This is a genomic window from Bowmanella denitrificans (assembly GCF_039522935.1).
Classification (GTDB): domain Bacteria; phylum Pseudomonadota; class Gammaproteobacteria; order Enterobacterales; family Alteromonadaceae; genus Bowmanella; species Bowmanella denitrificans.
Genome location: NZ_BAAAEI010000012.1, coordinates 229,157 through 241,548, shown reverse-complemented (window position 1 = coordinate 241,548; position 12,392 = coordinate 229,157). Strand labels below are relative to the sequence as shown.

Annotated in this window: 10 protein-coding genes; all 10 read right to left on the bottom strand. The window is 48.2% G+C overall.

Translation table 11 applies throughout. The annotated features are described in order from the left end of the window. Nucleotides 1-7 precede the first annotated feature (7 nt). A complete protein-coding gene (locus tag ABD028_RS12115; protein ID WP_343845152.1) occupies nucleotides 8-892 on the bottom strand; it encodes a beta propeller repeat protein in 885 nt (294 codons plus the stop codon). Between the two features lie 27 nt (nucleotides 893-919). After that, complete coding sequence (locus ABD028_RS12110; RefSeq protein ID WP_343845150.1) at nucleotides 920-2,047, bottom strand: PAAR-like domain-containing protein; 1,128 nt, start codon at nucleotides 2,045-2,047, stop codon at nucleotides 920-922. Further along, nucleotides 2,048-3,082 (bottom strand): beta-ketoacyl synthase N-terminal-like domain-containing protein, encoded by a 1,035-nt coding sequence (locus ABD028_RS12105; RefSeq protein WP_343845148.1) that lies wholly within the window; start codon nucleotides 3,080-3,082, stop codon nucleotides 2,048-2,050. Beyond that, the gene (locus ABD028_RS12100) at nucleotides 3,075-4,175 is read right to left on the bottom strand and encodes a DUF2169 family type VI secretion system accessory protein (protein WP_343845146.1); all 1,101 of its coding nucleotides are present in this window, start codon (nucleotides 4,173-4,175) and stop codon (nucleotides 3,075-3,077) included. Before ABD028_RS12100 ends, ABD028_RS12105 begins: the two co-directional genes overlap by 8 nt. An 11-nt stretch (nucleotides 4,176-4,186) precedes the next feature. Beyond that, nucleotides 4,187-4,648, bottom strand: coding sequence for a DUF6484 domain-containing protein (locus ABD028_RS12095; RefSeq protein WP_102794756.1), 462 nt, complete (start codon nucleotides 4,646-4,648; stop codon nucleotides 4,187-4,189). A 55-nt stretch (nucleotides 4,649-4,703) separates the two neighbouring features. Beyond that, the gene (locus ABD028_RS12090; protein ID WP_343845143.1) at nucleotides 4,704-6,848 is read right to left on the bottom strand and encodes a type VI secretion system Vgr family protein; all 2,145 of its coding nucleotides are present in this window, start codon (nucleotides 6,846-6,848) and stop codon (nucleotides 4,704-4,706) included. 118 nt (nucleotides 6,849-6,966) lie between these two features. Then, entirely contained in the window at nucleotides 6,967-8,340 is a 1,374-nt protein-coding gene (locus ABD028_RS12085) for a lipase family protein (protein ID WP_343845142.1), read from the bottom strand. A 2-nt stretch (nucleotides 8,341-8,342) separates the two neighbouring features. Further along, a complete protein-coding gene (locus ABD028_RS12080; protein WP_343845141.1) occupies nucleotides 8,343-8,831 on the bottom strand; it encodes a DUF6795 domain-containing protein in 489 nt (162 codons plus the stop codon). Further along, complete coding sequence (locus tag ABD028_RS12075; protein WP_343845140.1) at nucleotides 8,828-9,475, bottom strand: DUF6795 domain-containing protein; 648 nt, start codon at nucleotides 9,473-9,475, stop codon at nucleotides 8,828-8,830. The genes ABD028_RS12080 and ABD028_RS12075 overlap by 4 nt, the downstream gene beginning before the upstream one ends. Before the next feature lie 196 nt (nucleotides 9,476-9,671). Next, on the bottom strand, nucleotides 9,672-12,374 hold the full coding sequence (tssH, locus tag ABD028_RS12070; RefSeq protein WP_343845139.1) for a type VI secretion system ATPase TssH: 2,703 nt from the start codon (nucleotides 12,372-12,374) through the stop codon (nucleotides 9,672-9,674). Between the last annotated feature and the right edge of the window lie 18 nt (nucleotides 12,375-12,392).

The window sequence follows — 12,392 nt, the reverse complement described above, 5'->3', positions numbered from 1 at the left end:
TTCCCGTTTACTTGTATGCTCGCCATTGTTTACCATCATAGGCAAGGAGATCATGGCTACCAACAGACCATAGGACTTGTTCGGCATGGGTCAGGGCGAAGAATGTCGAACAGTTTAGGTCACCCAAATCAACCGGTATAAGGCGCTGGTCCTGCAGCGTATAAAGGTTGGTCATAGTTGACAGATAAAGGCGCCCTTGAAAGTAACTCAGACCCCAGAAATCTTCGTTTTCACCGTCCTCAAATTCCACTTGCTGCCATTGTTCATTGCGACCAATTAGCAAAGTGCCTTGTTGCCCGGCAACATAGACCTGTCCATCATCTGCGCAGCAAACCGAGGTTAAAATCAGGTTTGTCAAACCGTCGAAGTTTACCCATTGTGAACCATCAAACTTCCAGATTTCACCATTCCAACCTACTGCATAGATCTCTTTTTCTGAATAGCCTGAAATTGCTTCAAAACCTGCCCGTTCACTTTTCCCGGGCATGGGAGCGCTCAGATCAGTCCATCGGTTTTCGTCGACCCTTTTAAACACCTGTCGTTTCATGCCGCAGGCATAAACGTATCCACCAATACTAGATGCAGATCGTATCATAGGGGCATTTGCTAAGCTTTTCTCGTCGGTTCTAACCCCGCCAACATAGCTGCATACCTGCCCATCTTCACCTATTAATACCATTTTTTCTGATGGTTTCTTACTAATCGCAATAGCGGTGGCATTCCAGTTAGTGTTGAATGCGTCGGCCCATTTATCCCTGTCCATGGCTATAATACTGCTGTGTGGAACGTCGTCGTCTGCTAATCCGCGGGCCTTGCTAATCAGATAGACTAAATCTGCATAGCGCGCTGCGCCTTGGACTAAGTATCTCGAGTCTAAGAAGTTGTCTGACATGTTTTCTCCATCTTGTTAGACATTAAATTACCTGGCAGTGTTATTTGCTGATGCAGCCTGCTGACTGATCGCTGCATTAATCTCTTCCTGTGTCTGATCGGGGCCGCTTGGAGAGTGCTTCACTTTCTTCCTTTGGTCCCCCATACCTTTATGACCATTGGCCAGCTGCGCCTCGATACATTTTTGTTCACATTGAGGAGCTACAGCTTTGGCACCTTCCGCACAATGTGCCGCTTCTTTCTTAAACGCCACCATTTCGCCTTTCGCTGCATCACTAAATGCTTTGTGATGCGCATGTCTTAGCCCATGGCTGCCATGTGTATTGTTGGCACCTTCAAGACACATGCAAGGTGCTTCGTCCATGTTGTAATTGTCCCAGCCATCCACTTTGGTCCCATCACTGACTGAATCAACAAAGAATGAACTCTTGGGGACGATATGATCTGGTGTTTGTGCCGGGCAACAGCCATTGATACCATCTCTAGGCTTGGCATTGTAAGGCAGCAGTTGACAACGTCTGGCAGCAGCACATTTATTAGCATTGGCTTGGTTGGCCCTGCGTGTGGCCGTGCCTTTATTGCGGGAGATATCACCCGCAAGACCGGCTTCAGCGCACACATCCAAGCCATCCTTTTTATGAGGCTTGTACTCTTCACAAGCCTGTTTCTCTTTCTTTTTATCTTTGTTGCAGGCTTTTTTTTGCTCAGCATTCATTGCCATTGAATCGACATATGGCCATGGCGGCGTGTCACCTGGCTGAGAAGCGTGGTTGTTGGTGGTCATATCTAAATGGCGAGCAACGTTCATGCCTTCGACCTTGACATCCATTGACCACATCTGGAAGTACACTTTTCCTTTAGTCTTACTGGTAATAACCCCTTTTTTTTGGGCACAGCCTGCTTCGTCGCCGGTACTCTGTTTAAAATATGATTTATTCTTCAGCACTATTTCCTTGTTGCTGATTTGCACTTTCTTACTGCCCTGTGTGGTATCAGAAGCCATACCGGTATTGGGATAGGGAATAGGAATGCCAGGAGGAGTAGGCGGTACTTTGTCAGGTGGGGTAAAACACACATCAGGAAAGGCACAGATGGTTTTTCCTTTGGCTGCTTTGCAGGCTATTTCCCTGGTATTAGCGAAGACTTTATTGGCCATTTAACATTCCCATTTGCTATACGAGAGCACTGCAGCTGCTCTTTGACTATCCCAGTTACTGATATGAGCAAGGACTTGGTGTCCTTTTGCATAGCCTTTTTCTGCGGCCACCTTGATTACTGCCAGATTGATCAAACCTATCGCGGCACCTACCTCGCCTATACAGTCTGTTGGATGCCAGATGTCAAATTCAGGCTGGGGGATGTGTAGGGTTCTGAGCAATGCCAGACTTGTCTCTTTAAACCAATACTGTTCACCGGACACATCAACAATACGAAAGTCGAGATCTTCCATCTTTCTATTTGCATCAGCGAGTGATTCTTTTATGGCTGTTACCAACCCATCTGCGCGAAGAGGCTGCTCAGAGTCAATGGTTGCCAACTCCTGTCCGAAACCTAACCCTAAACATAGTAGTTGGCTTATCTGCTTGGCCTCAGGGGCTTGCACCAGAATGGCTGCTGCGGCTTCTCCGGGAATAAAACCGTCTGAGTGTTTGCTGGTTAACAATCGCGCAGATTGTTCAAAATGGCGTAAAGCTGACGCACTTAGTAGGCTATCTACTCCTGCGATGATTACATGCTGGAGTTTGTCCTCATAAATCATTTCCCTGGCTAACTTGAGGGCTAACAGGCTCCCTACTCGGCCCTGCTTGATAACTCTTGACTCTGGATGAAAAGCAAACCCCAACTCCTGTTCAGTTTCAAAGTACACTCTGTTGCCATGGTTGGGGAGTTGCCCTGGTCTATCTGGTTCAGCAAGGCAGATCAACACAGGGACTTGTTGAAGAGAAAGCCCCCTCTGCTTGGCACATTCGGTCAGTGTACTTGCTAACATTTTGGCAAGTTTACGGGTGCCTCGCCACGCTTCACCAAGGGACACCTGGCAACCCATTAACTTCTCGCCACCATCGTCTATGAACTGCGTTTCTTGAAAATTATCAATAGCAGCTCTAATGGCTGCGCAACTGCTGTAAGTATCCAGTCCGACCCCGGTGACCATGCCGGTGGCGGTAATAGCCAATGGTCTGTCACTCATGTTCGGCCTCCGTGCTGCCTATTTTATTCAGGCCAGGATAGTAGGTTTTACCCAGTGTTCTGGCCCGCCACCAGGCTTTGGACATTCTGCCTACCAGTACCTGGGGGATCTCAAACATATTGCGCTTTAAGGGTTCACTAACCCGCCAAACCAGGCTGAACCGGCCCAAATCCGGTTCAATCAACAAGGTATCAATCACCGCTTGAGTGTGATGATCCTCATCGCGCTTTTTAAAAAACACCACGGGCACCGCAATGCTGGGTAACTGAAAGCGGGTCAGACCGGTTGGGGTAAGATTATGCAGTTCCACCCATTCGCCACCCTGCAGATAGGGGCACTGTTGATCTGTTGGTGCGGCCTGGAAGTAGGCTTCGTTAAAATCGTCAGGTAGAAACGGAAAAACAGTATCCACCCAATTCTGGTCGTATGTGCCGGCATATCTGGCACGCTGTGGCCAGCTTCTGCCCACCACCCCGTAGGCCATTGGCCGGTATTGCCCGTCAGGTTTTTTGACCGGATGACCTGGCTCTTCAATATTAGGAAGCGGGGTGTGATGCACCAGCTTGTCTTGCAGATGGCGATGAAAACCCCGGCCTATAGGGTTATCCATATAGGCATCACGTTTATTTTCATCATGATGAAAATCATCCAGGCCGCCAAAGGCTCGGCCGTAATGCAGCGGCATCACATTAAAAGGTTCGGCGAAGGTTTTACCTATGCTGCCGGCATCGGCATACCATAAGCGGTTCCCCACCACATGCAGGGTCTTATCGATATTCGCGACCCGCAAACGGGTATCCAGTTCTTTCACCGGCTGGCCGTTGGGCGCATAGGCAGAACCATTCAGTAATACATCGCAGCGCGGTTTAAAGGGGGCAAAATCAGATTCACACAGACAGGCTGACAAACCTGGTTCCTGCAGATAAACATCGGCTTCAACTAACGGCGCTTGTTGTTCGAGTAAGCTGGGCAAGCTGCCGTCCAGTGGCAGCGTAAAGGTGCCTTTAACCACCACCACCAGACTTTCCCGGCCGGATTTATCCATCCCTTGGGTGTACGCCGCCGGCATGTTGGTTGCGTTAATCAGTTCCATGACTACCCTGCTTAGTTCAGTTGGATGGCGCCACCCTTTATTCTGTTGGCTCCGCTTGAACGACTGAGGATATAAGCCCCTCTGATTAAAATTTTGCCAGCTTTGGTTAGAGTAATGCTGGCTTTGCCGCATTTGAGCTCAATCTGCTGGTCGGCGTGCAGGCAGAGCGTATCGCCGTCCATTTTTACGCTCAGGGTCTGGTTTTCTGTTTTTTGTTTGCGAGTAGGCTGGGGGGAGACAATGCGGCCAATGATTAGCGGCTTTTTTGCATCGCCGTTTTCAAATAACAGAGCCACATGGCAGCCAATATCGTCAGTTTCCAGTTGCACCGTGCTCTTTGCTTCCAGGCCTTGCTGGTGTGGATTGCCCGCAAAAACCACCAATGGATGGCCTTGAGCACTAAAGCCTACCAAAGCGCCCACGGTAACGTCCGTAGGCCGTTTATTCTGTATTTTGTCTGCTTGTTCCAACATCGTCGACTCCTACATCTCTTTGTTTCATCCTGGCCCTGAGACTGCGTTTGGCCGTTTAGTTTTGCAGAATTTTCTTACCTTTAAGCACTAAATCTTTGCTGGCTTTAACGTCGATGACACCGCTGCCTTTTATACTGATATCCTTGCCGGATATACTAATGGTGCCGTCCTTTTTCATGGAAATACTGGCTTTGCCACATTTGATGATGACGGCATCACCCACATCTATCACTAAGTTTTTTCCGACTTTAAGACTGTCGTCATCGCCTACATCCACCGAGCGGTTTTTACCGACACTCACTAACTGATTCAGCCCTACATCAGTATTCTGTGCCGCACCTATTTCTACTGCCTGAGCGCCGCCAATCACGATTTCCTGAGCTGCACCTATGGCAATGGCTTCATTGATTGCCACAGTATGAGTGCGCGACTGACCAATACTGACCGACTCGTTACCGCCCACATCGCGGCTGCGGTTAGCGCCGATGCTGATGGTTTCATTGCTGGCTACGGTTTCGGTGCGGTTATTGCCAATATTGATGGTTTCATCGTTGCCGACGCTTTCGGTACGGTTATTACCCACCGAAATGGTTTCGTCATTGCCAATGGTATCGCTGCGGTCATGGCCAATATCGATGGTTTCATCCACACCAACGGTTTCGGTTTTATTGTTTTTAACTAGGATGTTTTCGTCTTTTTCCGCCTGGATATACAGCTCTTCATTGCCCTTTTTATCTTCCATGCGGATTTCATTGAAGTTATTGGCGCTGCCGCCTGGGGAGCTGCGGGTTTTAATGCCGGACTGGGTTTTATTGGCCGGCAGGCTGTAAGGCGGCATATTGTCGGCGTTGTACACACTGCCAACTATGAGAGGTTTATCCGGATCGCCTTCCAGGAACTCCACTATCACTTCATGGCCAATACGTGGAATAATCTGCGCTCCCCAGGCTTTACCCGACCAGGTTTGCGCCACCCTGATCCAGCAGGAACTGTTTTCATCTGTCTGGCCGTATCTGTCCCAGAAAAACTGAACTTTAACGCGGCCGTATTTATCCGGGTAGATTTCTTCACCTGCTGGGCCTACCACCACTGCAGTTTGCGGTCCTTGTACCACGGGGCGGGCCGTGGTGCGGGCCGGTCTGAACGGCGTTTTACTGGCAATGGCGGTAAAGTTGCATTGAAAGGGCTGTTCGCCACCGCCGCCCGAGCCATAAGGGTTGGCATTCAGTTCATACTGACAATGGGTTATCAGGTACTCCTGGTTTCTGTCGTCTCTGGGATGTTCACTCAGGGTAAACAAACCTCCACAGGTCATTGTTCGTGCATCGGTTTCGCCGCGATGTACTTCAAAGTCGGCCTGCATTTCTTCAATACGGGTCAGGGTATAGTTATCACCATCGGCCGATTCGGTGTACTCACCAGGATAATCAAAGTACTCAGCATCGGCATGGGCATGGGGGCGCTGAATAATGCGATTGGCCGACAGATCACTTTTGGGTTTTTTAAAGTCGTAGTCGGTGCTGGCATAGCAGCCGGTTTGCACTTCACAGCTACTGGTCCAGTTAGCGATACTGCTGTCTTCTTTGCGCTGAAACAGGCCAGCCAGGTGATAGGCAATAGTGGACTTTCCAGCCAGTGGACTATGGGCATTGGCCGCATCGGCCAGAATCAGTTTATGTTTGTCCTGTTCATGGCTGAAATAAAAATAGATACCCTCATGCTCCATCAGGCGCATGGCAAACAATAAATCCGATTCCCGGTACTGCACACAGTATTCCCAGGTGCGATAATTGCGGGACAGCTTTAATTCGTAGTCGGTAAAGCCGTTGTCGGCGAACACCTGCTTAAGAATGTCCGGTACGGTCATTTCCTGAAAGATACGGCAATCTGCGGTACGGTTTAAAAACCATAGCCAGGGGTGAATTTCTGCGCTGTATTGGGCATAGCCTTCGGTGGCTCTACCCTGTTGGGAAAAGCGCGTAATAAAACCGTTAAAGTAACGGTATTGCTGGTTTTCCAGCTCTACTTTAATGGTGGCTTGCTGGCCAATCAGATCGGTGGCTTTAATATCCTCTTTTTTTGCATAGAGGGTTACATCGTATCTGAATAATCTGCCAAGGGTTTCCTCGCCACTCATGGATACCAGCAACAGCTCATCACCCAAAGGGGTGGTTATGGATACCTGTCTTTTCCCTGCCACGAGATCGTCTCCTGATTACGGTTTGTCCCGTTACGTCAAACCCGCTTAAATTGAATAAGTGTAGTTAGCCTCTGAATAACTTTCCTGTTTGCCATTTTGCCCAGTCATAACTTGTTTTCTAAATTGCCAGTGGTCCACGCCTTGGTCCCCCCAATCTGTTGTTAGGCCCCGGAATTCGGTAGCCGTTTTGTCTGGGGCTGGCACCTTTACGTAAGGCCTGAGCCTGATCCTTTTGCCAGTTGGGCTGGGCTTTAAAGATTGGCATTTGCCATTGAGCCTGGCTGGCTTGCAGGGCCTGAGTGGCCATACGCATAATGGTACTGGCCAGTCTGCCCAATAAATACCGAATAAAAATAACCGTCAGGCTTTGACCGCCTATCATTGGTTCCCCCAAAAATGCCAGTATCCCTTTCAACAGGTTTCTCACCCATCTGGACATCTCCAGCGCTGCCGCTGCTCCTTTATACAAAAGCCAGGCTAAAGTGTCTAATGGGGTAGTGTAGGAAGGCAATTGGCTGCTGACTCCAAGTTTGTGGATATGTTTAAGAATCAAGTGCAAACCCAAAGTAATCATACTCAGCAGCGGCGCAGAGAACATGACGAAACCCACTCCAGCATGAATCAGACCATCCAGCCAGTTCATCACTTTTCTTTCTGAAATACTGCCTTTGATATTTCCCCAATCAGCATTTCTAATTGTTGCAATGTAGTTGTTCATATAATGAGCGGGAACGGATACCAGCCCATTAATCCAATTCAAACGGTAGCCATCAAAAAAATCAGAAGAATGCACATGCAAAAAGGGGAACATTGGTACCATACTGACGACATCGGCATCGTGGTAAACCCGGTAAATATTCTGCTTACCAATCAGCTTCTCCACCTCCTGATTAAAAGAGGTAAAGCCGACTCTGGGGGCACCAAAAGTATAAAGTTTAATCTGGCATTTGCCGCTGCTATCCCGCTTGGCAATATGATAAGCGGTAAGGGTGGCCAGAGCGCCGCCCAGGCTATGGCCAACCAGATGAATCTTACTGGGTGAATGCCAGTCTAAATAGCGGTCAATATGATGTTCAAAGGAGCGAAAGGTCTGCACGAAGCCGCGATGGGTCATATGACCGTTAAAGTTTGTTGGTAGGGTTTTTAGGTCAGTTGCAATATCTGCTCGTGAGCTGGTTCCTTTTATTGCAATCAAGGATTCGCCTAAACGATTTTCTTCCAAGCTATTGCTCATCCCAGAAGCTATGCATCCGAAGCAGGAGCTTTCTCCAGAAACAATTCCTGTTCTAGCTCTAAAAATGTCTATAGGGGTGAATCCATATTTCTCAAAGCCAATCTTAGCTGCTTTTCTATCTTTTAAAGGAAGACCCTTAAAAAAATTATTGTTGGTTGGGTTTAAATATCTTGAGTTAGGACTGGCTTCTACCAATTCTGAAAATTGGTAGATGTTTTGAGAAATATTAGATGATGATGTTGGGTTTAATGGAGTCATCCTTAAATATCCTTGGTTATCCTACATATTCCTATGTAAGTCTTATGGTTTCCAGGGATTTCGTACTCTTCTTCTTCCCATGATAAGTCACATTTAAGCTTTATTGGTGAAACCCCAGTTTCTCCAGATTCACTATAGTCCCCTTTGTAGTGTCTCCATCCTAAATACTCTTTGTTATTGTAGTTAAATACTATGTATTGAATTAAAACAGGTTCGTGAGGAAAAATAGAGAAAGTGAATGAATTGCTGAAAGATGCATCAAATCTGAATCTTCCATCTGAATCTGTAACAGATTGATACTCTCTTGTCTCTTTTGTGTTTCCCCATCTATAGCTTTTTACCACCTTGACTCCTTCCACCGGTGTCCCATTAAATAATACAACTCCCTCAACCTCGGAGAACATACATTTTGAAAACAGACCCATGGCATTAACTCCTGTAGAGAAAACTGAAAATAAAATAATGAGCGAAATAGGAAGGTTTCTGTTCATCCAACAGTACCCCCGCTAATGCTTTCCTGGTTTCGCGTTGTGAAGTCGCCCAATCTATAGCAGACCAGATGAATCTTGCTGGGGGAATACCAGTCTAAATAGCGGTCAATATGATGTTCAAAGGAGCGAAAGGTCTGCACAAAGCCGCGATGGACCATATGGCAGTTATAGTTAGTTGGTAGGGTTTTTAGATCAGTCTTAGTATCAGACCATGAGCTAATCGCTTTATTTTTCAATGTACAAATTCCATGATATTCCCCTCTTTTAGACATTAGCTTGTGTTTGGTAAATTCAGAGGATAAATCACAGTACAGCTCAATTGGAGATGTTCCGGTTTCCCCTCCAGATTCATAATTTCCCTTGAAGAAACTCCATGCTGTATATTCTCGTCCTTCGTGCTCTATAGTTATGTTCTGTATTATAGTTGGTTGACTAATTATATTTAGTGAGGCGGACAAAGAAGATATATTTATCTCGCTAAATGAGAAACGTCCTTCATCGTTTGTCTTTGTAAGAAAAGTGTTTTCTTTTTCTATATTTCCCCACTCATAATAACGTTTAACTCTTGCCCCTGATACTGGTTCTCCATTTAACATTACTTTTCCTTCTACAGCTGAAAATATACACTTTGAAAATAAACCCATGGAGTTGACTCCTTTTGAAAAAAATGACAATAGGATCGCTAGTGGAATAAGTGTATTTCTTTTCACTCTACAAGCTTCCCTATTTCGCAGTAACTTTCTCCATACTTATTTTCACCTTGATATTTATTTTTTTATTCCCAAATCCACTTCCATCTTTATTGGGGCTATCCCTGTCTCCTTTCCTTTGTCATAGCTGCTATATCTCATACTTGAAATCCCCATCTTCCACTTTAAGATGGACTTTTTCTGCGGCTTTTCCTGCCAGCATATTATTTAAAAATACTTCGGAAATAGTGGGCAGGATGCTGTTGGTTAGTATCGCATCTACCATACGGCCGCCGCTTTCCAGTTCCGTACAACGCTTACCAATTAGCTTCACTACGTCATCGTCATAGGTAAATGGAATTTCGTAATTCTGGCGGATACGTTTCTCTATACGGCCTAGCTGCAGCCGGATAATGGCGGCGATCATGTCATCGTTCAGAGGGTAGTAGGGAATGACCACCAATCTGCCAAGTAAGGCCGGGGGGAACACTTTGAGTAGTGGTTCTCGCAATGCGCTGGCGATGCCATCTGGTTCAGGCATCAGTTCCGGGTCGGCGCAAAGGCTGCTGATTAGCTCTGTACCGGCATTAGTGGTCAGCAGTATAAGGGTATTTTTAAAATCGATTACCCTGCCTTCACCGTCTTCCATCCAGCCTTTGTCAAATACCTGGAAGAAGATCTCATGCACATCGGGATGGGCCTTTTCCACTTCGTCCAGCAATACCACACTGTAAGGTTTGCGTCTGACAGCTTCGGTCAGCACTCCGCCCTCACCATAACCTACATAACCCGGAGGTGCGCCTTTGAGGCTGGATACGGTATGGGCTTCCTGATATTCGCTCATATTGATGGTAATCACATTGTGTTCACCACCATACAGGGCTTCTGCCAGGGCCAGAGCGGTTTCGGTTTTCCCCACCCCAGAGGTACCGGCCAGCATAAACACCCCTATGGGTTTGTTGGGATTGTCCAGTTTGGCGCGGGATGTCTGGATGCGCCTGGCAATCATCTCCAGGGCATGGCGCTGACCAATAATCCGCTGTTCAAGGGTGTCGGCCAGCTTCAGAATGGTGGTGATTTCATCCTTCACCATCCGGCCAACCGGGATCCCTGTCCAGTCCTGTACCACTGCCGCTACGGCCTGTTCATCTACTGTGGGCAGAATCAAAGGCGATTCCCCCTGCATTTGCGCCAACTCGTTTTGCAGGGCTTTAAGGTCTTGCAAAAGAGTGCTGACGTCTTCCGGCTCTTTTGCAACAGACGGGTCGGTATTATCTTCATTCACCTGCGATGTGGTATCGACTTCGCCTCTGGCTTGGCGAATTCTGGCCCTCAGAGCCAGAATCTGCTCAACCAGTTGCTTCTCTTCCTGCCATTTTTGTTCCAGCTCATCCAGTAGGGCCTGTTCAGCGGTCAGGGTTTCGGTAACTTTATTGCAGCGGTTTTGATGTTCACCGCCCATGGCCGTTTCACGTTGTAGAATCTCCAGCTCTACCTGCAGGGCGTCAATACGGCGGCGGGTATCTTCTACCTGTGCCGGTACCGCATGCTGGCTGATAGCGACCCGTGCACAGGCCGTATCCAGCAAACTAACGGATTTGTCTGGCAGTTGGCGGGCCGGAATATAGCGATGTGACAGCTTGACGGCCGCCTCTATAGCTTCATCCAGCAGTTGAACTTTGTGGTGCTGTTCGAGTTTACTGGCCACCCCACGCATCATCAGAATGGCTTTGTTTTCGTCCGGCTCGGGCACCTGCACAACCTGGAAACGACGGGTCAGGGCCGGGTCTTTTTCAATATGCTTCTTGTATTCCGCCCAGGTGGTGGCAGCAATAGTGCGCAGGGTCCCCCTGGCCAGTGCAGGTTTCAGCAGGTTGGCTGCGTCTCCTGTCCCGGCTGCACCTCCAGCCCCCACCAGCGTATGGGCTTCGTCAATAAACAGGATAATGGGCTTTTCAGACGACTGAACTTCTTCAATCACTTGCTTAAGACGTTCCTCGAACTCACCTTTCATACTGGCGCCAGCCTGCAACAGGCCTACATCCAGCACTCTGAGTTCCACGTCTTTGAGCGGCGGTGGCACATCACCCGCGGCAATGCGCTGGGCAAAGCCTTCCACCACAGCGGTTTTACCCACCCCAGCCTCGCCGGTCAGAATGGGGTTGTTTTGCCGGCGCCGCATCAGAATATCCACAATCTGCCGAATTTCCTCGTCGCGCCCGACTATGGGGTCCATATCACCAGAGGCCGCCTGCGCGGTCAGATCGACGGTAAAACGTTGCAGGGCTTCTTTCTTGCCCATTTGCGCCGGTGCCATCGCACCGCTGGCTTCCCCTGGTGCTGCCGATGAAAATCCATCCGTAGCCGTTAACCCTGTTTCTGGTGAACCCTGAACTATGCCAGCAAAACGACTGGTCAGGCTCTCGCTGTCTATTTTGGCAAACTCGCCGCTGATAGCCCTGAGGTTATTCATCAGCGAACGGGTTTTTACCAGGCCAACCATTAAATAACCGGTACGGATCTGTGCTTCATTAAACATCAGGCTGCCGTAAACCCAGGCTCTTTCTACGGCTTCTTCCAGATGGGCAGACAAATCTGTAATCGAGGTGGAGCCTCTGGGTAAAGCATCCAGGGCCTCGGTGATATCTTTGGCCAGGGTGGCTGGATTGAGCTCAAAGTATTTGATAATCCGGTGCAGATCGGAGTCCTGCAGTTGCAGTATTTGCTGCAGCCAATGCACCAGTTCAACATAGGGATTACCGCGCATTTTGCAAAATACCGTGGCGCCTTCTATGGCTTTATAGGACAGCTTGTTCAGCTTACCAAACAGGGTGGTGCGACTGATTTCGGACATTGGTTTATCTCCCGTATA